Raw genomic sequence first — 22,751 nt, 5'->3', positions numbered from 1 at the left:
CTGAACGGAAATTGGTACTGAACCCCGTTCGCACTGAGCGAAGTCGAAGTGCACGTTCCAGCCTCACCCGATCAACAGCCGAATTCCCAACGCCGCCAGCAACGCCAGCGGCATCGCCACCGCGCCGACCTTCAGGAAGGCGAGGAAGCTCACATCCTCCCCCTCGCGCCGGATCGCCTGGAGCCACAGGATCGTCGCGAGCGACCCCGTGACCGACAGGTTCGGGCCGAGGTCTACACCGATCAACAACGCGTCGGTGACGATCTGCGGCGGATGCGCCTGGGCGATGGCACTGCTGGCAACGAGGCCAGCGGGCAGGTTGTTCATCGCGTTGCTGACAAAGGCCAGCGTCGTGCCCGACACCGCCGCCGCCCGCGTCGGATCGGCCAGCATGTCGCGAAGCCCCCGCGCCACCCAGGCGATCACGCCCGTCCGGTCGAGCGCTTCGACCAGCACGAACAGCCCCGCGACCAGCGGCAGCACACCCCAGGACACCGACCTGGCCAGCGTCAGCGGCGAGCGCCCCGCCAGCAGCGACACGATCACCGCCGTCGCGATCCCCGCCAATGCGGTCGGCAGGCCCAGTTCGGCATCCAGCGCCGACACGACCAACAGGAGCAGCGCCGTCAGCACGATGCCCGCAATGGCCAGCTTGCCGCCCGTCGACAGCGGGTCGCGAGTCACATCGCTCTCGCAGTCCCCCGCGATCCGCGCCCGCTGGGTAAAACGCAGCACCGCGAAGGTCACGAGGATCGACGCCAGCGAGGGCAGCGCGAACGCCGCCATCCATGCGCCCAGCGGCGGCATGTGCCCACCATAGAGGACGAGGTTCGCCGGGTTGGAGATGGGCAGCACGAAGCTGGCCGCATTGGCGATCAGCGCACAGGCGAACAGCAAAGGCAGCGGATCGGCCTTGGCCTTTTTCGCCGCGACGAACACGGCGGGCGTCAGCACCACAGCGGTGGCGTCGTTGGACATGAAGGTCGTGACGACCACGCCCGTCGCATAGACCAGCGCGAACAGCTTGGCGCGCGACCGGCCCGCCATGTTGACGGCGGTCGCCGCGATCCAGTCGAACGCGCCATGCTCGCGCGCCGTCTCGCTGAGCAGCATCATGCCGATCAGGAAGAGATAGACGTCGGTGCCCTTCGCGATCGCCTGCCCCGCCTCGCCCAGCGGCATCAGGCCGAGCACGATCAGCAGCACCGCGCCCGCCACCGCCCAGATCCATTCGGGCCAGCGCATCGGCCGCGCGATCACGCCCGCGGTCGACAGCCCCGCAATCGCCCAGGTGGCTCCATAAGCCAGCGTCACCATCCGCACCCATTCTTGTTCGGCCCGAGCCGGGCACCATCGATCCCGGCGATAGGCCAGGCGCCGATCGCGTGGCAATCCTCGCCCGGTGCGACGGGCAGGCGGCGCTTCGGGATGGCATGGGCGCCGCGGACCAGACAGTCGATCCGGTCATAGCCTTCGCCGCAGCGGACTTCGATCGCGTTCAATCCCTCGGCCAAAGTCACGGTCGCCCGCCACAGGCCGTCCTCGCCCCGCGTCATCGGCGTGTCGTTATCGCCGACCCGCGCGACCGGCGTCGCATCCGCACCGAACAGCCGAGCGACGATCTCGACCGCACCGGGCCGAGGCACCTGATGCGGGTCGGTCGGGCGGGTGATGAGCCGGACATCGCCCGGCGACACGATCTGCACATGCGGCCAAGCCGCATCCAGCCGCCGGAAGCGCCAGCTGACCACCCGGTCCTCGACACACACGATAGTGAAGCCCGGTGCGCCGCCATCCTCCTCGATCTGCGCGGTCGAGCGGGTCGCGCCATAGATCACGCGGCCGTCGTTGAGCAGCTCGTTATAATGGGTATGGCCGGTGTCGACGAAGGCGACCTCGCCGTCGATGAACTGGCGCGCGATCATGTCGCCGTCCGCCGCCAGATCGCCGGGATAGGCGTGCATGAAGACCAGCGGCACTTCGCCCGACGCCTTTGCCCGTGCCAGCTCCTCGGCCAGCTTGTTGCGGTGGTGCATGGTCAGACGGAAGTCGGGACCACCGGCCCCCGCCGACACCACGTCCAGGAACAGGCAGCGATGCCCGGCAATCACCTCCGTCTCGGGCCGGTTGGCCTTAAGGATCGCCGCTTCGTAGTGGGACAGGTCCCCCGGCTCGAAATCATGGTCGCCCGGGATGATCCGCCAGGGCAGCGACAGCGGCGCGAGCGCGTCGATCATCCGGGCATATTGCTCGGGCGTGCCGTGATTGGCGTTGTCGCCGGGCACGAAGACGAAGTCCGCGTCGCCCATCCGCGCATTCACCTGCGCGACGATGGTCTCCAGCCGGTCGAGGCCCTGCCAGTCGTCCGCTTCGTCCAGATGCAGGTCGCCGATATGGACCCAGCAAATGCCGCTCACGCCTGTGCCTCCTCGGGCTTGGCACCACCGGAGCAGGCGGGGCGCAACGTGCCCGCAAAGCCGATCCACAGCCCCAGGCTCGCCATCGCGAAACCGCCGAGAATATAGAAGGCGATGTGATAGCCCAACTCCTGCGCCAGCCAGCCACCGATGGCGGGCGACAGCGAGGCGCCGACGCCCTGGATGGTCATCACCGCGCCCTGCCCGACATTGACCCGGCCGGTACCACTGAGCAGGCAGGCGACGAGGCCGGGCACCGCGACGCTCTGAAGCCCCGCACCGATGCCGTCGAGCGCCTGGACCGGCCACACGCCCCAATGCTCGATAAAGGTGCCGGCCAGAAAGCCACGCAGGGGAAGGGCGGCAAAGGAGATCAGCAGGACCAGCCAGTAACCGCGCCCGGCAGCGACCTTCATCGCGACCAGGCTGGCGATGATCATCACCGCCTGCGCCACCATGACGGTGGTCGCGGTGAACATCGCCGCATCGCCTTTCCCTGCGCCGACCACCGCCATGCCGTATAGCGGCAACATCGCGCCGTTGCCGAGATGGAAGCAGGCCAGCGCCGCCGCCAGGATCAGCATCGGCTTGTTGGCGAGCAGCGCCTTGAAACCCTCGGCCTGGCCGCCTTCCTGATCGTCGCCGTCCTCATCCTCAAGCCCGCGCGCGGCGCGGTGGTCGATGGCGCGTTCGGGGATCGACAGGACCGAGATGATCGCCAACACGCCGAAGGCCGCCGCGAGAAAGAAGATGGCGGGCATGCCGAACTTCCAGCCGAGAAAGCCGGAAAGCCCCGCGCCGACCATGTTGCCCGCATGGTTCCAGGCCTGGTTGCGGCCGTTCTGCGCGTTAAAGCCCTTTTGCCGGACGACGCCCAGCGTCATGCCGGTCACCGCCGGGCCGATCGCCGCGCCCGCAATGGCGGTCGCCACCTGGCTGACCCCGACGACGATGCCGGTCTGCGACCAGAGGATCAGGAAGGAGGCCAGAACCGTGCAGATGCCGGTGATGACGACGACCCAGCGCTTCTTGTCGGTATGGTCGATGAACGCGCCCGCAGGCACCGTCATCACCATGCCCGCCACGCCGCCCAGCGTCATGACGGTGCCGATCGGCCCGGTCTGCCACCCGCGCTGTTGCAGGAAGACCCCCAGGAACGGGCCGATGCCCGCCTGCATATCGGCCATGAAGAAGTTGAGCGCCTGCAACCAGCGTGTCGCGCGGCGGCGATCGCCTTCGGACGATGGGGACGTTCGAGAATCGGGTAATGCCGCTGTGGCCATGATAGGTCTCCGCGAGATGCGGGGCCCAACCCAGCAATAGTTTGAAATATCCGCCGATCGTATGATTTATGTTTGGCGAACGATTGGCGGCAAAGTTATCCTGCTGTACAACAAGGATAAACCCGTTACCAACTCAAATACCGCGCAAGAATTCATGACAATAACTTCATGAGAAAGCGCCGGAACTTTTCGCCCGATGGTCAAAACGGTGATGGCCATGACTTCAGGATTCGGCACATCCCTTCGGCCGCAAGGAAGGCATCAGCATGAACCACCACTGCGTCGCCATCGTCCCCGCCGACAACCTCGATGCCAGCACCGCCTTCTACGAACGGCTCGGCTTTTCGGTCGCCGCCGATTTCGGTCATTATCGCATCCTGGAGGACGGACGCGGCTGGCATCTGCACCTCAACCACATGCCGGGCTGGCCGGTGCGCACGCAGGACAATCCGTTCGGTCTCTATCTTTATGTCGAGGATGTCGACGCGGTCGCCGAGCGGGTCCGCGACTGCATCATAGAGCCGGGCACGCCGCACGCCAAGCCCTGGGGCACCTATGAGTTCGCGGTCAGCGATCCGACCGGGGTGCTGGTGCGGATCGGCCGTATCGTCGAATAGCCCCCAACTTGCCCTGTCGGCCCGACCGCATCACATAGGCGGCCTGTCCGGATGCCGAAGCCTATGTGCCCGGCTCCGCAATGATGATGGACGACTGCCGTGACCACCAAAATCTACCTGTCCGCCGACCGCCTGCTGGAGGATTCCTTCCGCCTGGCCAATCTGGTCTTCGACTCCGGCTTTCGCCCGACCCATATCGTCGGCATCTGGCGCGGCGGTGCGCCGGTCGGCATCGCGGTCCAGGAACTGCTCGAATATCGCGGCATACAGAGCGACCATATCGCGATCCGCACCGCCTCCTATACCGGCATCGACCAGCAGGAGCCGCAGGTCCGCATTTACGGGCTGGGTCATCTGGTCGACGTGCTGAACCCGGAGGATCGTCTGCTCCTGATCGACGATGTGTTCGATTCCGGGCGTTCGGTCCGCGCCTTGCTGAAGGAACTGAAGCAACGCTGCCGGAACAATCTCCCGGACGAGGTGAAGGTCGCGACCGTCTATTACAAGCCGTCACGCAACGTGACCGACCTGACGCCGGACTTCTTCGTCCATGAGACGAATGACTGGCTGATCTTCCCGCACGAGATCAACGGCCTGACCGAAGAGGAAATTCGCGCCCACAAGCACGGGGCCGCCATCATCCTGCGCTGACGGTCGAGGCGCGGGCCGGGCGCGGACGGACTGCGCCCCGAAACCTCAGTGGAGCTTGGCGATCGACAGCCCGTCTTCCTTCGCCCGCGCCTTGACCGACTCCTCGCTGCGGGTCAGCGCCTTGGCGATGGCCTTCAGCGCCATGCCTTTCTTCGCAAGGGTGTGGAGTTTCTGAATCTCGTCCTGCCGCCAGGGCTGGCGGTGTCGTTCGAAGCGTTCGGCCATGCCCCCTTATAGCGCGCTCGCGGGCCCCTGACCATGGCGGCGCCCCGCATGATGGCCCGCTTACAAATGCGTCATGAACCCTGACCTGCCTTGCCATCCCATTGCGGCGCAGCAAGATAGCTCGCTCGGGAGACGTTATAACATTTGGGGTTATCGATGCGTTTTTGTGCTCTCCTCTGCTGTGTCGCGTCGTCCGCGATCGCCTTTCCTGCGCTGGCGCAGACCCGCGGCGTGCCGACGCCCGATGCGGACGCCACCCCGGCGGCCACGGCGAATCAGCCCTCCGACATCGTCGTCACGGCCAAGCGGCTCGACACCGCGCGCGAGCATATCCAGCCCAGCCTGGGCGCCTCCAATTATGAAATCACCAGCGCCACGATCAAGGCGCTGCCCGGTGGCGAGAACCAGCAGTTCAACCAGATCCTGCTCCAGGCCCCCGGCGTCGTGCAGGACGGTTTCGGCCAGTTCCATGTCCGCGACGATCACAACGGTCTGCAATATCGCATCAACGGCACCATCCTGCCCGAGGGGCTGGCGGTGTTCGGTCAGACCCTGTCGCCGCGCCTGGTCGACAAGGTCAACATCCTGACCGGCGCCCTGCCTGCCCAATACGGTCTGCGCACCGCCGGGATCATCGACATTACCACCAAGAGCGGGCTGTTCGACAATGGCGGCACCGCCTCCATCTATGGCGGCAGCCACAATACCATCCAGCCGAGCCTGACCTATGGCGGCTCTTCGGGAAGCACCAATTACTTCGTGTCGGGCGATTACCGGCACAGCGGGCTTGGAATCGAGAGCGTCGACGGCCGGTCGAACCCGGTGCATGACGATACCGACCAATATCAGGCCTTCACCTATATCGACCATATCCTGGACGATCAGAATCGCGTGTCGTTCGTCGGCGGCTATTCCAACCAGTGGTTCCAGATTCCCAACCCCGTCGGCCAGCAGCCGAGCGCCGGGTGGAGCGTCGGCGGCCAGACCGCCTTCCCCAGCGAAAAGCTGAACGAGACGCAGCTGGAAAAGACCGGCTTCGGCCAGGTCGCCTTTCTCCACGATGCCGAGCCGCTGACCGTGCAGGCCTCGCTCTTCGCGCGCTATTCGTCGCTGCGCTATCGCCCCGACATATTGGGCGAGCTTCTCTATAACGGGCAAGCGCAACAGGCGTATAAGCAGGACTTCGCGATCGGCGGACAGGTCGATGCGGTCTATCATGTCGGCGATGCACACACGCTGCGCGGCGGCCTGCTGGTGACGCGCGACCGCTCGACCAGCGCGACGACGACCAATGTCTTCCCGGTCGACGGCAATGGTGCCCAAGCGGGCGAACCGATCGCGATTCCCGACAATAGCGGCAAGACCGCGACCAGCTTCAGCGCCTATCTCCAGGATGAATGGAAGCTCCTGCCCAAGCTGACGCTCAACTATGGCGCGCGTTACGACCTCTACAATGGCTATCGGCGCGAGGGGCAGCTGTCGCCGCGCGTCAACCTGGTCTGGCAGCCGGGTGATATCTACACGCTGCACGCGGGCTATTCGCGCTATTTCGTGCCGCCGCCCTTCGAGCTGGTCGGCAACACCAGTATCGCCAAGTTCGTCGGCACCAGCGCCTATCCGGCCGTCACCGTCAACGACGTGCCCTATGCCGAGCGGCAGGATTATTTCGATGTCGGATTCCAGGCCAAGCCCAGCCGCTACTTCACCTATGGCGTCGACGCCTATTACCGCATCTCGAAGAACCTGATCGACGAGGGGCAGTTCGGCGCGCCGATCATCCTGACGCCGTTCAACTACAAGCAGGGCCGCATCGGTGGGATCGAGGCGAATATGAGCTATGCCCGCGGCGGCCTGCTCGCCTATGCCAATTTCGCCGCCGCCAAGGCCAAGGGGCGCAGCATCGTCTCCAGCCAGTTCAGCTTCGGCCAGGACGATCTCGACTATATTGCGCGGCATTACATCTATCTGGACCACGACCAGACGTTCACCGGATCGGCGGGCCTGTCCTATGCCTTTGCGCAAGGGACCAAGCTGGGCGGCAGCATGATCTATGGTTCGGGCCTGCGCCGCGACGACGACGTCAATTCCATCCCCAACGGCGCCAAGCTGTCGCCCTATGCGCAATTCAACCTGACCGCGAGCCAGCATCTGGCGGGGCCGAACCTGGACATCCGGTTCGACGTCATCAACGTGCTCGACCACAAATACGAAATCCGCGACGGGACCGGCGTGGGTGTCGGCGCGCCGCAATATGGCCCGCGTCGCGGTTTCTTCGTCGGCGTGTCGAAGGCGTTCTAAGAAATCCTCCCCGGCACGGGGAGGGGGACCATGCGCAGCATGGTGGAGGGGGCGTGCGGCAAGGGGTGCCCTTTGTGGCACGCCCCCTCCGTCAGGCCTTCGGCCTGCCACCTCCCCGTACCGGGGAGGATCTTTAGCCGATCGCGTATTTCCTCATCCGCTCCGGCATGCGCTTGTCCAGCCCCGTCGCCAGCGTCCGGTCGCGCGCGGCTTCGGTGGTCATGCCCAGATGCGTCTCGGCGATCGAGCGCCCGTACAGCGCCCAGGGTCGCTTCGGATCGATCGCCAGCGCGGCGTTGAAATCCGCAAGCGCGGCCCGGTCGTCCTTCTGGCGGAGATGGATGAAGGCCCGGCTGTCGAGAAAGCTCGGATCGCCGGGGATCGCGTGGACGGCGGCGTTGCAGTCGCCCAGCGCCTTGTCGAGATCCTTGTCGGCCAGCATCCGCGACCAGCACCGGCCGTTCTGCGCATTGCTGCGATGCGAGTCGTCATGATGCGCGGCCATCCACAGATCATATTGCGCGATCGCCGCATCGAAGGCGTCCGCCCCCGAATAGAGCCGCGCCATCTGAAGCCGTACCGCGTCCTCGCGCGGCAACTGCCCGTTCAGCAGGTCGAGATCGGTGATCGTCCCCGCCGGATTGCCCGCGCGCAACCGCAGTTCGGCGCGGATCAACCGCGCCTGCGTATCGGCCGGGTCGAGCGTCAGCGTGGTGTTGAGATCGTCGATCGCCAGCACCGGGCGATGCTGGTTCAGATAGGCGAGCGCGCGCTGGCGGGGAAAGCGCGGGTCCTTGGGTGCCATCGCGATCGCCTGCGTAAAGGCGTCGATCGCATGGGGCAGGTCGTGCTGGGTGACGAACATCGCGCCGCGACGGCTGTAACCCTCGGCATCGCCTGGCGGCGCGGCCTCGGTGGTGGATTGCGCGACGACCGCCGCCGTGCCCGGATCGGCATGCGCCACCGCATCGAACAGTCGCCCGCCGCTATAGGTGAAATAGATGCGGTGCTGGAGATTGGAGACATAGAGCCGGTGCGACACGAAAAAGTCCGCGCCCAGCAGCATGTCGGTCTCCAGCGGCCCCAGATCGGCGATGTGGAGGCGCACATTGTGCAGTTCCTCATTGCCGATCTTCAACAGCTTGAACCACGCGGTCCAGCCCTGGACGACATGGCGGCCCAGCCCACGCTCCCATCCCGCCGCCTCGACGCCCGGATCGCCGGGATGGACGCCCGCCCGGGCGGCGGCACGCAAGCTCAGGACGGTCTGCGCCGCGCCGGTGTCGAAGGTCGCGTTCAGCTTCGCGCCGTCCAGCTCGACCGTGCCGACGGTGTGGCTGTGCGCCTGATCCTTGGTCTCGATCGGGATCTCGAAATAGGGCTTGCCGCCGGTCCAATAGGCCATGGAGGCGTGTGCGCAGCCACTGGGCCTGAACAGGCGGACCATGCCGCCGGGCAGGTCATATTCGACGTCGCCAAGGCCCAGGACATTCTGCCCGAGCAGGCCGGTCTGTCCGACATCGCTGCCGCTGACGATGAATTGGATGTTCAGGATGTCGGCTCCGGCCAGCGTGAAATGCTTGACCGTGGCGACGGTGGCGTCCGAGCTGCCGCCGATCCCGTTCACCCGGAAGCCGAAGGGCAAGGGCTGTTCCGGCAGGCCCAGTTCGCGTGCGACGGGAGGCGAGATGTTGCTGTAAAAGGCCCCGCTGTCGAGGATGAAGGGGGCGGGCTTGCCGTTGATCCGGGTCTCGACCACCGGGCGCAGGCCCTGCATCGTGACCGGAATCGCCGCCATCTGGCCGACCTTACACGTCTCCGCCATGGCCGGACTCGCCGCCGCCCCGACCCACAGCGCCGCGACCATGATCCGCCTGCGCCCTGCCCCCTTCACCATGCCACCATCCCCATGCCAGCTATAGGGGCCGAGCATATCAGCGCAGGGCGCGGGCCAGGATGACGCGCGCCTGACATTCTCGAAATACGGGGCCGTTTCCCGCCAGCTATTCGGCTATAGCGGATGCCCGTCGCGACAGCGTTCCCATTCCACGGGGTCGTGGGAGCAGGCCATGGTGACGCTGTCCCGCCGTTCGATCGACAATGCGCGCAAGCGGGCCTGGTTGGTCATGCGCGCGGTGGCGTCGACCTCCATCAAACGCTGGTACGCGCGTAGGCCGGGCGTGCAATGCCGCCGGGCGCTGCGCATCTCGCCCCGGTAGAAATAGGCGTCGCCCGCATGGAGCAGCCAGCGCCCGCCCGGCTGGCGGATCGCGACCCCGGCATGGCCCCATGTATGACCCGGCAGCGGCACCATCAGAATCTCGGGCGGCAGCCCGGCCAGATCGCGCACCGCGTCGAAGCCGAACCAGGATTCCCCGCTGGCGGTATAGCGCCGCCAGCGATCCACCCCGTTCCATTGCGGCGGGCGCCAGCGGTTGCGCGCGACGATGCCGTCATGGGGGCCGGTCGCATCGTCATATTCGCGGGCCATGACGTGCACGGTCGCGTGCGGAAAATCCTCCAGCCCGCCCGCATGATCGAAGTCGAGATGGGTCAGAACGATATGCCGCACGTCGTGCGCGGTATAGCCCAGCGCCTCGATCTGGCGGATCGCCGTCTCCTGCTCGCGCAGCCGGATGTTGAGCATCGCGCGCCACGCCAGGGGGATGCGCGGTTCGGGACGGCGATGGGGATGCGCCACATCGCGCAGGCCGAAGCCGGTATCGACCAGCACCAGCCCGTTCGCCTCGGTCTCGATCAGCAGGCAATGGCAGACGAGCTGGCCGATCGGGCCCCGGCTGCGTCCGTCGAAAAGCGCCCCGCCCAATGGGCAGTCGGTGCCACAGTTGAGATGGTGAATCCGCATATCCCCTCAACCGGACGACGCAAAGGACGGTTCCTTATTCCGTTCTCTTCCAATCGGTTAAATCGACTCATCTGGATCAGGGGCGGGGAACAAGCCCCCCGCCGGAGACGCTGGGACAAGCAACGCCACAGGAGCACCCCCATGTCGGTCAGACATTTTGCCATGATCTTCGGTATCGTCTTCCTTCTCGCGGGCGCGGCGGGGTTCGTGCCCGGCCTGTCGCCCACGCACGCCCATCCGGGGGTCAGCGTCACCGCATCGTCCCGGCTGGCGCTGGGGCTGTTTCCGGTGAACATCCTGCACAATCTGGTCCACCTCGCCTTCGGCCTGTGGGGCGTGCTGGCGGCGCGCCGTATCCCGACCGCCTTCGGCTATGCCAAGGGGGTGGCGATCATCTATGCCGTGCTGACGGTGATGGGGCTGATCCCGCTGACCGCGACGACCTTCGGGCTGGTGCCGCTTTATGGCAACGACATCTGGCTGCACGCGCTGCTGGCGCTGGTCGCGGGCTATTTCGGTTTCGTCCACCGCGAGCATGTCGTGAACGGCACGCTGCGGTAACGGCGGTCAGGCCACCGCCGCCGGCGCGTTGGTGAATTGCGCCAGCATCTGCGCCAGTTCCTGTTTGCGGAACGGCTTGGTCAGGCGCGGCATGGAGGGCTCGACCCCTTCCGCCTCGGCATAGCCCGAGACGAGCAGGATCGCGACGCCCGGCCGCCGTGCCTGAACCAGCCGGGCGAGATCGGTGCCCGACATGCCGGGCATCAGATGGTCGGTGACGAGCAGGTCGAACGCCGTGTCGGCCTCGACCAGCCGGACCGCTTCCTCGGCCGAGCCCGCCTCGATCACCGCATAGCCCAGGTCGCCCAGCATATCGGCGGTGCTGTGCCGCACCAGTTCCTCGTCATCAACCAGCAGCACCCGGCCGCTGCGCTTCGCGGGCCCCGCACAGGCCGGTCCGGCTGCGGCGACGGGCGAGGCCGATCCGCTGACCGGCAGGAACAGCGCGACCCGCGTCCCCTGCCCCGGGACGCTATGGATATCGAGCGCACCGCCGAGCTGCGAAGCCAGGCCATGAACCATCGACAGGCCAAGCCCCGTGCCCTTGCCCACGCCCTTGGTCGAGAAGAACGGCTCGACCGCGCGCGCCAGCGTGGCGGCATCCATGCCACTGCCCGTATCGGCGACCGACAGGCAGATATGGTCGCCCGGCGCGCCATCGGTGCCCACGTCGCGCCGTGACGCCGTGATGCGCAACGTGCCGCCGTCCGGCATCGCGTCGCGCGCATTAACCGCCAGGTTGAGCAGCGCCATTTCCAACTGGTTGGGATCGGCATCGGCGGGCGGCAGGCCGGGGGCGATATCGACCTCGATCGCGATCTGCGGCCCCGTGGTGCTGGCGACCAGATCGCTCATGCCCGCCACCAGCTGGGCCATGTCGACCGGGATCAGCTGAAGCGGCTGGCGCCGTGCAAAGGCGAGCAGCCGCTGGACGAGCGTGCGGGCGCGCTCGGCGGACTGCGCCGCGCCCGCGATCAGCCGCTGTTCGCGCGCGCCGCCCAACTGTTTGTGCTGCAACAGGTCGAGCGTCCCGACGATCGGGGTCAGCAGATTGTTGAAGTCATGCGCGACGCCGCCGGTCAGCTGGCCCATCGCCTCCATCTTCTGCGCCTGACGCAGCGCCTCCTGCGCCTCGACCAGCTGTGCCTCGCGACGCAGACGCTCGGTCACGTCGGTGACGAACTGGTACAGGCCGACCTGCGCACCCGCCTCGTCGAATAGGGGGTGGAAGCTGATCTCGTAACAGGGTCGGTCACGGTCGGGATCGCCGAACTCCTGAACGACGGTCAGGCGCCCGCCGTCCATGGCCCGCGTCCAGGCCGCGCGCACCTCCTCGCGGAGCACCGGCTGGTCGTCGAGCAGTGCCAGCATATTGTCGCCGGTGTGCGGGCGCACGCCGAACACCCGCTCGAACTCGGCGGCATTGGCGGCGTTCAGCGCCAGGATGTTGAAATCCAGGTCGATCGCCATGACCATGATGTCGGTATGTTCGACCAGCTTGGCCAGCATGTTGCGCTCGGCGGTCCGCTCGGCCACCCTCTGCTCCAGCGTGGCGTTCAGCTCGCGCAGCCGGTCCTCGGCCACCTTGCGGTCATGGATGTCGACCGACGATCCGAACCAGCGGACGATCTCGCCGGTGCGCGGGTCGCGATAGGGGTGAGCGAGGTCCAGGAACCAGCGATATTCCCCCGCGGCCGAGCGGATACGGTGCTCGGACCGGTGCACGCCTTCGCTGTCGCGGGCCGCCTGGAACGCCGCGACGACATGCGGGCCGTCGCCGGGATGGATGAAGGCCCCGCAATCTCCGCCGGGGACAGCGACTGAAAGGCGGCGCCGGTATAGTCGGAGAATTGCCGGTTCAGAAACTCCATCCGCCCTTCGGCATCGGCGATCCAGATGATCTGCGGCACGGTGTCGACCATCAGCCGGAACCGCGCCTCGCTCTCGACCAGCGCGGCGCGGGCGGTGACATGGCCCGTCGTCTCGGCCAGCACGCACAGCACGCCGCCGGGCCGCCCGTCCTCGTCGATGACCGGCGAGTAATCCAGGTTCATCCATACCTGTTCGGGCACGTCGTTGCGGTACAGGGTCAGTTCCTGATCCTGATAGCGCAGCGTGCCCCCCGCCAGCCCGACGCGCATGACGTTGTCATTGAAGTCGGCCACTTCGGGCCAGCCCTCACGCACCGGCGATCCCAACAACTGGGGATGCCGCTTGCCCGCAAAGACCGCATAGGCGTCGTTATAGAGCATGACGCCGCCCTCGCCCCACAGCATCACCATCGGCACGGGCGAGCGCAACAGGATCAGCGTGGCGGTGCGCAGCGGCGCGCTCCAGCCCTCGATCGGCCCCAGCGCCGTTTGCGACCAGTCACGCTCGGCGATCAGCGCGCCGCACATCCCGCCGCTGTACAGGCTGTCGCGAAAGCCGGGGGCGGTCGTCATGAGTGGGTGCAATCCTCCAGGGCCGCGACCGACGGAGCCGGGCTGCGATCCCGACGCTAGACCAAATTCCCGCGCCATGCGACGGATTTCAGGGCAAAATCCGCCATACCGCCCCGTGGCAACGGTCAGGCCAGGGTGATCCGCCTCCCCTCCCGCGCCGAGCGATAGATGGCCTCGATCACCCGCATATCCGCCAGCCCCTCCTCGCCGGGCACCAGCGGATCGGTGCCGTTGGTGATGCACTCGGCGAAATGGTCTAGCTGTCCGGCATGCTGGCCCTTGCCTGCGGGCACCTGCTGCTCCTCGGTCCGGCCATTGCGGCGGACCCACATCTTCTGCCCCTCATAAGAGGTGGCGGGCTCCAGCTCGATCCAGCCATCGGTGCCCGACACGCGGTACATATTGTGGTTGGAGCTGTAGCTCGACACGCAGGTCGCCTCGATGCCGGATGGAAAGCGCAGCAGGAAGCTGATCCGGTCCTCGACGTTACGGAAACGCGGATCGCTGCGGTCGGTGGATTCGATCGCGCTGACCTCCACGGGCTCCTCCCCGGTCAGATAGCGGGTGGCGTTCAGGCTGTAGATGCCGATGTCCATCAGCGAGCCGCCGCCCGACAGCTTGCGGTCCAGCCGCCACTGGTTGGGCTGCGCGTTGAAGCCATGGTCGGCGGTGATGATCCGCGTTGGCCCGACGAAACCTTTCCGCGCCATGTCGATCGCCAGCCGATTGTGCGGCTCGAACCGCGAGCGATATCCGATCATCAGCTTGCGCCCCGCCGCCCGGCACGCCGCGATCATCGTGCGGCATTCCGCGACCGAGATCGCCATCGGCTTTTCGCACATGACATGCTTGCCCGCCTTGGCCGCGCGCACCGTATATTCGGCGTGCATGGAATTGGGCAGGATCACATAGACGATGTCGACATCCGGATTGTCGCGGATGCGGTCGAAATCGGCATAGGAATAACGGTGGCTCTCGGGCACGCCATATTTCTCGCCGAAGCGCGCCAGCTTCTCCGGCGTGCCGCTGACCAGCGCGACCAGCCGCGACTGCTCGCATTCGGCGAATTTCGACATGATCAGCTCGGCATAGCGGCCCAGCCCGACAATGGCGTACCCCGCCTTGCGCCCGCGCGGCGCGGCACAGGCCCCGCCCCCCGCCGCCAGGGCCAGCCCCGCCCCCAGCCCCGCGATGATGGTCCGACGATCGGCGTCCCGCATGATGCTCTCCCGTGTTCGCCAGGCATGTTCGCCTGTTCGATCAGAGGGTTATCATGAACGACGAAGACCTGTCATGGTAATCCTCTCCCGCCGGGAGGGGGGATCAGTCGCGCATTCTCTGTGCCTCGACGATCCGGGCGTCGCTGCCCAGCGTATAGAGATAGGTCTTTCGCTGCTCCGAGCCGGGGCGGTAGCGACGCAATATGCGCGCCTGTTCGCGGGTCAAGGCGAAGCGGACATAGCCCGACCGGACCAGGCACTGGTCGACTTCGGATTGCAGTTGCGACTGCAGGGCATCGACCTGCCGGTCCGGCGCATAGGCGCGCCGCAACAGCATCTGGCGCGTGCTGATGTCGAATATGTCGTCGGTCGGGACGACCGGGGGGACGTTCGCTTCGCGATCCAACACGGCAGCGCCGCGTACATAGCGTTTCGCCGCCGTGTCCCCGGCCACGTCGCGCCGGGCCGCTTTCAACATACAGGCGCGGCTGCCACCGTCGAAAGCCTCCCGCGAAGCGCCGGGCCTGCCCCAGCTATAGGGCTGGGGGGTTGCGGCCAAGGCGGCTGACGACGCGCACAACAGGGCAAGCGCAAGACCGATCTTCGGCATGACCTCTCCTCGGTTTCTCTACCCCGAAGCTAACCGAAAAGGGCGGGCGCGTCATGCCTTTCCGATTCCTCCCGACACGGGACATGCCACGGCCGAGACGGCTGTCCACACCGTTACGCCCGGCGCAACATACATTAGTGAAAACCGATTCATCCTTTCTTTCCCTCTGCCCACTATGGACAGGGACTTGGTCGAATTTGGAGCAGGGAAACTGCCATGGGGCGGTCCGGACCGGGCTATAAGAATCGCGAAGCGCGCCGACAGGTTCTGATTCCCTGTCGGATCAAGTCCGTCCGCGGCTGGGGCGATGCGTGCATCCACAATATCTCGTCGCGGGGCATGATGATCGCCTGTGACGATCCCCTCGCGCCGGGCGAATATCTGGACCTGCGGCGCGGCCGTCAGGTGGTGATCGGCCGGGTCGTCTGGCGGCGCGACCGATTCTCGGGCGTCCGTACGCAGGATGTCATCAGCGCCGATGCGCTGGTCAACGAGCCCCGCCTCGAAGCGCGGCCGACTGGCACGCGTCGCAGCGAGGACCGCTCCACCCTGCGTCACACCATGGCCGGGGAGATCGACGCCGCCCGGCGCATGGAGCGCAGCCGCTCATTGTCGCAGGCAATGCAATTCGGTGCGCTCGGCCTTTTCGGGCTGGTTGCCGCCGCGACCATCGCGATTCAGGTCGGCCATGTGCTGGCCGCCCCGGCCGCGCAGATCACCCAGGCCCTGTCTCGATAATCCGAGGGGTCGGTCAGTCCTGATCGGCCTGCAACGCCGCCGCCAGCCAGTCGGGGCGGATCGCGTCGCCCAGCGACTCGACGCGGCGATGCTCGACCATCAGGCCCAGTTCCGGATAGGTCGCGCGGGTCCGGTCGCCCGCCTCGCCCAGGGGAGCGACGACCAGCCGCCGATTGACCTTCGAGCGGTGGTGCATCCGCGCCGTATTCTCCTGCCCGACATAACAGCCCTTGGTGAAACTGACGCCGTTCAGCTCGCGCGCATTGCACTCCAGCCATAGCGTCTCGCCCGAGCCCAGCTCGCCGACACCCTCGGTCACGCCCAGCGACAACCGGTGCGCGGTCCAGCCGCTCGCCGCCTCCCCCGCCGGGGCGAGCCAGCGATGGCCCAGCGCGGGCAGGCGCGGATCATGGGGGCGTCCCTCGGCGCTGCGGCTCCAATGGACGGCCAGTCCCTCGACCGGATCGATCGTGATCGCGCGGCGCAGGCGATACATGCCCAGCCGCCGTGCCAGCGCCTCGGCCTGCGACGCCTCCGCATCGACCAGCACCGCCTCGCCCTCGGCCCATAGGAGGAAGTCGAACAGCGCCTTGCCCTGCGGCGTCAGCAACGCGGCCCAGCGCGGGGCATCCGGCTTCAGGCCCACGACATCCTGCGTCACCAGCCCCTGCAGGAAACCGCGCACATCCTCGCCCGCGATGCGGATCAGGCGACGGTCGGAAAGGGTCGTTGCGGAGGTCGTCGCAGGAATGGCTGTTGGGGTGGCATCGGTCATGACCGCAAGGTAGGAGGGCGTGACCCTATGCGAAAGGCCCGTTTGCCATGACCTTCGACCTGCTTCTCTCCGGCGGCACCGTCCACACCCCCGGCGGCCCCGTCCGCGCCGATGTCGGCGTGCGCGATGGCCGGATCGTGGCGATCGGGGCAAAAGGCGATGCGGGCCGGGTGATCGACTGCACCGGCCTCGACATCCTGCCCGGCGTGATCGACAGCCAGGTGCATTTCCGCGAGCCCGGCCTGATGCACAAGGAAGACCTGGCCTCCGGCAGCCGCGCGGCGGTGATGGGCGGCGTCACCGCCGTGTTCGAAATGCCCAACACCAAGCCGAACACCGATTCGGCCGAGGCGATCACCGACAAGCTGACCCGCGCCAGGACGATGTTCTGCGACCATGCCTTTTACGTGGGTGCGACCAATCACAATGCCCGCGACCTGGCCGAGCTGGAGCGGATGCCGGGCACGGCGGGCGTCAAGATCTTCATGGGCGCCTCGACCGGCGACCTGCTGGTGTCCGAGGATGCGCGGCTGGCCGAAGTGCTCGCCTCGGGCCATCGCCGCGTCGCGATCCATGCCGAGGACGAAGACCGGATGAACGCCCGCGTCGACGAGCGGATCGAGGGCGATCCGTCCTCGCACCCGGTCTGGCGCGACGACGAGAGCGCGCTGCTCGCCACCCGTCGCATCCTTCGCCTGGCGCGCGAGGCGAATCGCCGCATCCACATCCTGCACGTGACCACGCCCGCCGAGCTGGAATATATCGCGCAGCACAAGGACATCGCGACCTGCGAAGTCACGCCGCAGCATCTGACGCTGGCGGGTGAGGAAGCCTATCCGCGTCTCGGCACGCTGGCGCAGATGAACCCGCCGATCCGCTCGGGCGCGCATCGCGACGGGCTGTGGCACTGGCTGAACCAGGGCGTGCCCGACGTGATCGGCTCGGACCATGCGCCGCACACGCTTGAGGAAAAGGCCAAGCCCTATCCAGGCAGCCCGAGCGGTATGCCGGGCGTGCAGACTTTGCTGCCGCTGCTGCTCGACCATGCCGCGAACGGCCGCCTGTCGCTGCAGCGCGTGATCGAACTGACCAGCGCGGGTGCGCAGCGCATCTTCGGCATCGTCGGCAAGGGGCGGATCGCGGCGGGCTACGACGCCGACTTCACCATCGTCGACCTGAAGAAGCGCTGGACCATCGAGGATCGGTGGCTCCAGTCCAAGTGCGGCTGGTCGCCCTTCACCGGCATGGAACTGACCGGCAAGCCGATCGGCACCATCGTGCGCGGCCAGGTGGCGATGTGGGAAGACCAGCTCGCCGAGGCGCCGACCGGCCAGCCGATCCGCTTCGAGGCGGTCGACTTCGGATGAGCGAGAGCCGGTGGGTGCGGGACATCCGGGTCTATTGCCCGGTCGCACCCGCCACGCTCGCGGCGCTGATGGCGGGCCATCCGGCGGCGGTGGAGGACGATCCCACCGCCGCCGCGCTGCTGGCGATCCTGCGCACAGCCCCGCTCGGCGATTTCGGGCGATATCGCGAAGTGGTCGAGCTGGCGCTCGGCTATGAGGGGTTCCGGCCGGGCGCGGGCGCGGTGCCGACCCTGGGCGCGGTCGGTGCGGCGAGCTGGTCGCCGACCGTCATCCTGACCGCGATCCATGATGCGGAGGCGGATGTGGAGGCGCTGGCGGACGCCCTGCTCGCCGCGCATCCCTGGGACGTGCCGGTGATGGCCGTCAGCGAGCCTTATCGGTTGCTGATGCGGGGATAGGGTCGAGCGTGGGCTTCGACTTCGCTCAGCCTGAACGGCCGTTGTAAAAGCTTGGCCACACTACCCCACCACCGTTCAGCCTGAGCGAAGTCGAAGGCCAAGGGAATCCCCCGGCCCTCAAGACCCGATCAGAACGGCAGCCACCGCGCCTTGTGCGTGAAGTTCATATACCCGACATTGACGCCCGCGCGCCAACCGACGCCCAGCCGCACCGGGATCAGCACGACATTGCCGCGCCGCAAATAGGTCGCCGCAAACCCGCCGACGAAATAGAGCCGCCCCTCGGCCGCGGGGAAGCGGTGGAACAGTTCCTCGGTGTCGTAGAGGTTATAGACCAGCACGAACACCTTGTTCGCATCGCCGCCAATATCGAAGCCCAGCGACGGCCCGGTCCAATAGACCGGCATCTGCCCCTCGACCTTGTGGGTCATCACGCCCGAGCCATAGCGAAGGCCGACGACGAACGCGCCCGATGCCTCGCGCCCGGCGATATAGGCGTTGGGCCGACCCTGTTCGCGCAGGATTCGCTCGATGATGCCCGCCAGCCCCTCGGCGCCCTGTCCGAACACACCCTCACCCGCCGCCAACAGGTCGTCGCGCTCGAACGTATCGGCAGCCTGCGTCGTCTGGGCCGCGCGCGAATCGGGGGTGCCGGGCGTGGTCGTGACCGGCGGTTGCTGGGCGGGCGGGGTCGACTGGACCGGCGGATCATAGTCCTGCGGCGGTGCGCTCTGCTGGGGTGCGGGGCGCGAAGGCTGGGTGCCGAGGTCGCTGTCGATGCCCTGATTGGGGTCGATCGTGCGGACCTGCGCCGCAACCGGCGCGGTGGCGACCATGGCCAGGCCAGCCAGCAGGGACAGACGCCATGACAGGCCCAGACAGACGATACGCATGAATTCTCAACTCCCCCGGCGAACTGATAGGCCACGTTAACCAGCCCGCAGCTTGCGGCGCAATGAATGACGAAATGGGGATTAGTCGATTTTCCTGATAAAATCCCGCCCAGACCCGGTTGATTGCCTCCACCGGCCCCGCTATAGCCGCACCTCGCCGCAGCCGGAGACGTGGGTGAGTGGCTGAAACCAACGCTTTGCTAAAGCGTCGTACGGGAAACCGTACCGAGGGTTCGAATCCCTCCGTCTCCGCCATATTGCGCCGCCGCTTCCCGACATTCGATCGACCGCCCGGACGGGCCCCCGCCACAGGCGCGCGCCGGATCCTGTGCGTCCGGCATGCCTGAGGATACCCCATGAGCCAGACCACCATTCACGCCATGGGCGAACAGCATCTGGTCCATCGCACGGGCTGGCTTCGCGCCGCCGTGCTGGGGGCCAATGACGGCATCATCTCGGTCTCCAGCCTGATCGTCGGCGTCGCCGCCGCGCCCGGTGCGACGGCGGCCGCCGTGCTGGTGGCCGGGATCGCCGCTCTGGTCGGCGGCGCATTGTCGATGGCGGCGGGCGAATATGTGTCGGTCAGTTCGCAGGCCGATACCGAGCGGGCTGATCTGGCGCGCGAGGCGGCGGAGCTCGTCCGTGCGCCGCTGGCCGAAACGCGCGAGCTGGCCGCGATCTACGAACAGCGCGGAGTCGAGGCGGGGCTGGCGCGGCAGGTGGCCGAGCAGATGATGGCGCATGACGCGCTGGGCGCGCATCGCCGTGACGAACTGGGGCTGGCCGATGACGGCGGCTCCGACCCGCTCCAGGCGGCACTGTTCTCGGCGGGGGCGTTCAGCGGGGGCGCGATCCTGCCCGTACTGGCCGCCGCGCTGTCGCCCCGGGCCTGGGTCCTCTATCTGACGCCCGCGACGGCGCTGGTCCTGCTAGCGGTGCTGGGCGCACTCGGCGCGAAAGCGGGCGGCGCGCCGGTCGGGCGCGGCATGGCGCGCGTGGTCCTGCTGGGCGCGCTGGCGATGGGGGTGACCGCGCTGATCGGGACGCTGACCGGCACGGTGATCTGACGATAGTATAGAAGCTTTAGGCCCTCCCCTTCAGGGGAGGGGAGGTTCAGTAAGGCGGGGCGACCTTCGCCCGCTGTTCCCGCGCCGCCTGGGTCCACCAGGCGAGATCGTCGGCGAAGCGCGGAAAGCTGCGCGACAGCGCGGCCCCGCCATCGCCGGTCGGCTGCCCCCCGGCATCCAGCGTCTGGCCGATGCCGCCGACGGTCAGCGTGCTGGACACCACGACCATCCCCATTTCGCTCAGCGTGCCGTGCCATGCGACACTGGCATGCGCGCCCGCCAGCCGTCCGGCCGAATAGCTGGCGATGGCGGCGGGGCGCCAATACCATTCCTCCAGGAAGTGATCGGTCAGGTTCTTCAGCCCCGGCTGCTGCCCCCAATTATATTCGCCGGTCACGAAGACGAAGGCATCGGCGGCACGGATCTTGGCGGCGAGCGTCTCCATCGCCTCAGGTGCCTCACCGGCGGGATATTCCTTGTACATCCGGTCCAGCATGGGCAGCCCGACCGCCTTGGCGTCGATCAGCTCGGGTTCGGCACCGCGTTCGCGGAAGGATCGGACCAGATAATCGGCCAGCCGGATGCCCTGCCGATCGGATCGGTAGGAACCGTAGAAGATCAGGATATGGTCGGCCATCAGATGTCTCCTTAAGGTCTGCCCGCCTGCACAACGCGAGGGGGCGTGGCGGCGATCCGGCCTCACCCCTTGGCGGCGGTGGCGGCCAGTTCCTCCAGGTCCAGGTCATGTTCCAGATCGTGCAGCGTCTCGTCGTCGATCTCACCCGCGCGGTGCAGGCGGACCAGTTCGGCGCGGCCCGCCGTGACGGCGGCGATGATGACGTCGAAATGGCTCGTGATCGCGGCCGTGAGTTCCTCGGCGCTGCCCTCGAAATTCTGCCCGGCCGTCGCGCGCGCCTGGTAACGGCGCAGCAATTGCGGGTGGATCAGTTGCCCGTCATCGTCATGCGCCTCGCGCTCCACGGCGACCAGCTGGGCGCGGAACATCGCCGCCTCCGCCGCATGAAGGTTGAGCGGGGGATGCGAGGCGGGGTTCTCGCGCGGTGCGGCCCGCCGGATCACCCAGCCCAGCGACGTGCCCTGCACCAGCACGGTGACGAGGATGACGACGAAGGCCGTCACCAGCATCAGGTCGCGCGCGGGCATCTGTTCGGGCAGCGACAGCGCGACCGCCAGCGTCACGACGCCGCGCATGCCCGCCCAGCTCATCACCAGCGCGGCGCGCCCTCCCAGCGGCCGGGCGATCCGCCAACCGACGCGGCGCAGGCCCGCCACGACCGCATCGACCCCGAATATCCACACGAACCGCGCGACGATCACCGCCGCCACGATGACCAGCACCGGCAGCCCCATGGTATCGATCACCACCGCCGGATCGCCGACCCGCTCCGACAGGCCGCGCAGCGACAGACCGATCAGGGTGAATACCGCCGCTTCAAGCAGGAAGACCAGCACATGCCAAAAGGCCAGCGCCCGGATGCGCACGCTCGCGCTGAACACGACATGCTGGTACCAGCCGCAGGTCAGCCCCGCCGTGACCACCGCGATCACGCCCGAGACATGGAGCAGCTCGCCCGCGATATAGGCGCTCCAGCAAACCAGCAGCGTCAGCGCGATCATCAGCGTATCGTCGCCGAGCCGCCGGAGCAGCAGGACCCAGGCCGCGCCGATCGCCGCACCGACCGCGATCCCGCCCAGTACCAGCAGGAAGAAGCTGCCCACTGCCGCGCCCAGGCTAAATCCGCCGGTCAGGACGGCGGCGACGGCGAAGCGGAACAGCACCAGCCCGGCAGCATCGTTGAGCAGGCTCTCGCCCTCCAGCAGGGTCGACAGCCGTCGCGGCAGGCGCACGCGCTGCAACACCGCGCGTGCCGACACCGCATCGGGCGGCGACAGGATCGCGCCCAGCGCGACACAGGCGGCCCAGGGCAGCGCGGGCAGCAGCAGCTTGGTCACGACCGCGACGATGGCGGTGGTGAAGAACACCGCGCCGACCGCCAGCGACAATATCCCGACCATGTGCCGTCGAAACGGCGCGATCGCGGTGAACCAAGCGCCGTCCATCAACAGCGGCGGCAGGAAGAGGACCAGCACCAGCTCGGGATCGATGGTGATCCCTGGCAGGCCGGGCATGAAGGCGATCGCCCCGCCCCCGACGATCAGCGCGGCGGCGGGCGGCAGCGACAGCCGATGCGCCAGATAATGCAGCCCGACCACCGCCAGGAACATGGCGATGATCAGCTCGAAACCTTCCGCCGGATGCACCGCCCTGCTCTCCCCCCGCTGCGACGATCAAGGGAAAG

21 protein-coding genes, 1 tRNA gene and 1 pseudogene are annotated in these 22,751 nt (G+C 67.2%); 9 read left to right on the top strand and 14 right to left on the bottom strand.

The window, feature by feature from the left end; genetic code table 11:
- Positions 1 to 63: 63 nt before the first annotated feature.
- From ACWKSV_RS15590 to ACWKSV_RS15580, 3 genes are read right to left on the bottom strand one after another with little or no spacing between them, the layout of a single operon-like run.
- The gene (locus ACWKSV_RS15590; protein WP_216637089.1) at positions 64 to 1,314 is read right to left on the bottom strand and encodes an arsenic transporter; all 1,251 of its coding nucleotides are present in this window, start codon (positions 1,312 to 1,314) and stop codon (positions 64 to 66) included.
- The gene (locus tag ACWKSV_RS15585) at positions 1,311 to 2,417 is read right to left on the bottom strand and encodes a metallophosphoesterase family protein (protein ID WP_083706536.1); all 1,107 of its coding nucleotides are present in this window, start codon (positions 2,415 to 2,417) and stop codon (positions 1,311 to 1,313) included. Before ACWKSV_RS15585 ends, ACWKSV_RS15590 begins: the two co-directional genes overlap by 4 nt.
- Positions 2,414 to 3,700 carry an MFS transporter gene (locus tag ACWKSV_RS15580; protein ID WP_076714826.1) on the bottom strand — a complete coding sequence of 429 codons (1,287 nt, stop codon included), beginning with the start codon at positions 3,698 to 3,700 and terminating at the stop codon, positions 2,414 to 2,416. Before ACWKSV_RS15580 ends, ACWKSV_RS15585 begins: the two co-directional genes overlap by 4 nt.
- Before the next feature lie 266 nt (positions 3,701 to 3,966).
- On the opposite strand from ACWKSV_RS15580, the gene ACWKSV_RS15575 reads away from it, so the two are divergent.
- Together ACWKSV_RS15575 and ACWKSV_RS15570 are read left to right on the top strand one after the other, a co-directional pair.
- The gene (locus ACWKSV_RS15575) at positions 3,967 to 4,317 is read left to right on the top strand and encodes a VOC family protein (RefSeq protein WP_076714824.1); all 351 of its coding nucleotides are present in this window, start codon (positions 3,967 to 3,969) and stop codon (positions 4,315 to 4,317) included.
- Positions 4,318 to 4,416: 99 nt separating this feature from the next.
- Positions 4,417 to 4,968, top strand: coding sequence for a phosphoribosyltransferase (locus ACWKSV_RS15570; protein WP_076714823.1), 552 nt, complete (start codon positions 4,417 to 4,419; stop codon positions 4,966 to 4,968).
- 45 nt (positions 4,969 to 5,013) lie between these two features.
- Here ACWKSV_RS15570 and ACWKSV_RS15565 read toward each other — a convergent pair whose 3' ends face one another.
- Positions 5,014 to 5,193, bottom strand: a complete 180-nt coding sequence (locus ACWKSV_RS15565; protein WP_042490606.1) for a hypothetical protein — start codon at positions 5,191 to 5,193, stop codon at positions 5,014 to 5,016.
- A 156-nt stretch (positions 5,194 to 5,349) separates the two neighbouring features.
- Between ACWKSV_RS15565 and ACWKSV_RS15560 the strand changes: the two genes are divergently transcribed.
- Positions 5,350 to 7,491, top strand: a complete 2,142-nt coding sequence (locus ACWKSV_RS15560; protein WP_156884171.1) for a TonB-dependent receptor — start codon at positions 5,350 to 5,352, stop codon at positions 7,489 to 7,491.
- Positions 7,492 to 7,624: 133 nt separating this feature from the next.
- Here the strand turns inward: ACWKSV_RS15560 and ACWKSV_RS15555 are convergent, their stop codons facing one another.
- Both ACWKSV_RS15555 and ACWKSV_RS15550 read right to left on the bottom strand, forming a co-directional pair.
- On the bottom strand, positions 7,625 to 9,388 hold the full coding sequence (locus tag ACWKSV_RS15555; protein WP_237243518.1) for an aspartyl protease family protein: 1,764 nt from the start codon (positions 9,386 to 9,388) through the stop codon (positions 7,625 to 7,627).
- Between the two features lie 114 nt (positions 9,389 to 9,502).
- Positions 9,503 to 10,357, bottom strand: a complete 855-nt coding sequence (locus tag ACWKSV_RS15550) for an MBL fold metallo-hydrolase (protein WP_076714822.1) — start codon at positions 10,355 to 10,357, stop codon at positions 9,503 to 9,505.
- Positions 10,358 to 10,498: 141 nt separating this feature from the next.
- Here ACWKSV_RS15550 and ACWKSV_RS15545 point away from each other — a divergent pair, with 141 nt between their 5' ends.
- Positions 10,499 to 10,918: a DUF4383 domain-containing protein gene (locus ACWKSV_RS15545; RefSeq protein WP_076714821.1), complete on the top strand. Its 420-nt coding sequence runs from the start codon at positions 10,499 to 10,501 to the stop codon at positions 10,916 to 10,918.
- A gap of 6 nt (positions 10,919 to 10,924) precedes the next feature.
- Here the strand turns inward: ACWKSV_RS15545 and ACWKSV_RS15540 are convergent, their stop codons facing one another.
- The 4 genes and pseudogenes from ACWKSV_RS15540 to ACWKSV_RS15525 all read right to left on the bottom strand — a co-directional run bounded on the left by ACWKSV_RS15540 (position 10,925) and on the right by ACWKSV_RS15525 (position 15,141).
- Complete coding sequence (locus ACWKSV_RS15540) at positions 10,925 to 12,706, bottom strand: hybrid sensor histidine kinase/response regulator (protein WP_483666925.1); 1,782 nt, start codon at positions 12,704 to 12,706, stop codon at positions 10,925 to 10,927.
- 89 nt (positions 12,707 to 12,795) lie between these two features.
- A pseudogene (locus ACWKSV_RS15535) lies at positions 12,796 to 13,170 on the bottom strand (PAS domain-containing protein); the annotation flags it as partial.
- Positions 13,171 to 13,487: 317 nt separating this feature from the next.
- On the bottom strand, positions 13,488 to 14,582 hold the full coding sequence (locus ACWKSV_RS15530; protein WP_076714819.1) for a Gfo/Idh/MocA family protein: 1,095 nt from the start codon (positions 14,580 to 14,582) through the stop codon (positions 13,488 to 13,490).
- Positions 14,583 to 14,685: 103 nt separating this feature from the next.
- Positions 14,686 to 15,141 (bottom strand): hypothetical protein, encoded by a 456-nt coding sequence (locus ACWKSV_RS15525; RefSeq protein ID WP_156884170.1) that lies wholly within the window; start codon positions 15,139 to 15,141, stop codon positions 14,686 to 14,688.
- A gap of 267 nt (positions 15,142 to 15,408) precedes the next feature.
- Between ACWKSV_RS15525 and ACWKSV_RS15520 the strand changes: the two genes are divergently transcribed.
- Positions 15,409 to 15,930: a PilZ domain-containing protein gene (locus ACWKSV_RS15520; RefSeq protein WP_076714817.1), complete on the top strand. Its 522-nt coding sequence runs from the start codon at positions 15,409 to 15,411 to the stop codon at positions 15,928 to 15,930.
- Positions 15,931 to 15,943: 13 nt separating this feature from the next.
- Here ACWKSV_RS15520 and ygfZ read toward each other — a convergent pair whose 3' ends face one another.
- Positions 15,944 to 16,705: a CAF17-like 4Fe-4S cluster assembly/insertion protein YgfZ gene (gene ygfZ / locus ACWKSV_RS15515; RefSeq protein WP_076714816.1), complete on the bottom strand. Its 762-nt coding sequence runs from the start codon at positions 16,703 to 16,705 to the stop codon at positions 15,944 to 15,946.
- A 47-nt stretch (positions 16,706 to 16,752) separates the two neighbouring features.
- On the opposite strand from ygfZ, the gene ACWKSV_RS15510 reads away from it, so the two are divergent.
- Positions 16,753 to 18,072: a dihydroorotase gene (locus ACWKSV_RS15510; protein WP_076714814.1), complete on the top strand. Its 1,320-nt coding sequence runs from the start codon at positions 16,753 to 16,755 to the stop codon at positions 18,070 to 18,072.
- Positions 18,069 to 18,470 (top strand): hypothetical protein, encoded by a 402-nt coding sequence (locus ACWKSV_RS15505; protein WP_076714812.1) that lies wholly within the window; start codon positions 18,069 to 18,071, stop codon positions 18,468 to 18,470. Before ACWKSV_RS15510 ends, ACWKSV_RS15505 begins: the two co-directional genes overlap by 4 nt.
- A 128-nt stretch (positions 18,471 to 18,598) precedes the next feature.
- Here ACWKSV_RS15505 and ACWKSV_RS15500 read toward each other — a convergent pair whose 3' ends face one another.
- A complete protein-coding gene (locus tag ACWKSV_RS15500; protein ID WP_056430973.1) occupies positions 18,599 to 19,363 on the bottom strand; it encodes a DUF1134 domain-containing protein in 765 nt (254 codons plus the stop codon).
- A 165-nt stretch (positions 19,364 to 19,528) separates the two neighbouring features.
- Between ACWKSV_RS15500 and ACWKSV_RS15495 the strand changes: the two genes are divergently transcribed.
- Positions 19,529 to 19,618 (top strand) — tRNA-Ser (locus ACWKSV_RS15495).
- 101 nt (positions 19,619 to 19,719) lie between these two features.
- Positions 19,720 to 20,430 (top strand): VIT1/CCC1 transporter family protein, encoded by a 711-nt coding sequence (locus ACWKSV_RS15490; protein WP_076714810.1) that lies wholly within the window; start codon positions 19,720 to 19,722, stop codon positions 20,428 to 20,430.
- Between the two features lie 46 nt (positions 20,431 to 20,476).
- On the opposite strand, the gene ACWKSV_RS15485 is transcribed toward ACWKSV_RS15490, so the two are convergent.
- Both ACWKSV_RS15485 and ACWKSV_RS15480 read right to left on the bottom strand, forming a co-directional pair.
- Complete coding sequence (locus ACWKSV_RS15485) at positions 20,477 to 21,067, bottom strand: NADPH-dependent FMN reductase (protein ID WP_056430979.1); 591 nt, start codon at positions 21,065 to 21,067, stop codon at positions 20,477 to 20,479.
- 62 nt (positions 21,068 to 21,129) lie between these two features.
- Positions 21,130 to 22,713 carry a Na+/H+ antiporter gene (locus tag ACWKSV_RS15480; protein WP_483666816.1) on the bottom strand — a complete coding sequence of 528 codons (1,584 nt, stop codon included), beginning with the start codon at positions 22,711 to 22,713 and terminating at the stop codon, positions 21,130 to 21,132.
- Positions 22,714 to 22,751: the final 38 nt, after the last annotated feature.

This window comes from Sphingomonas sp. SphC10, from assembly GCF_057004845.1.
Note: the sequence above shows the minus strand (reverse complement) of the source record. Positions and strands in the feature narration are given on the sequence as shown.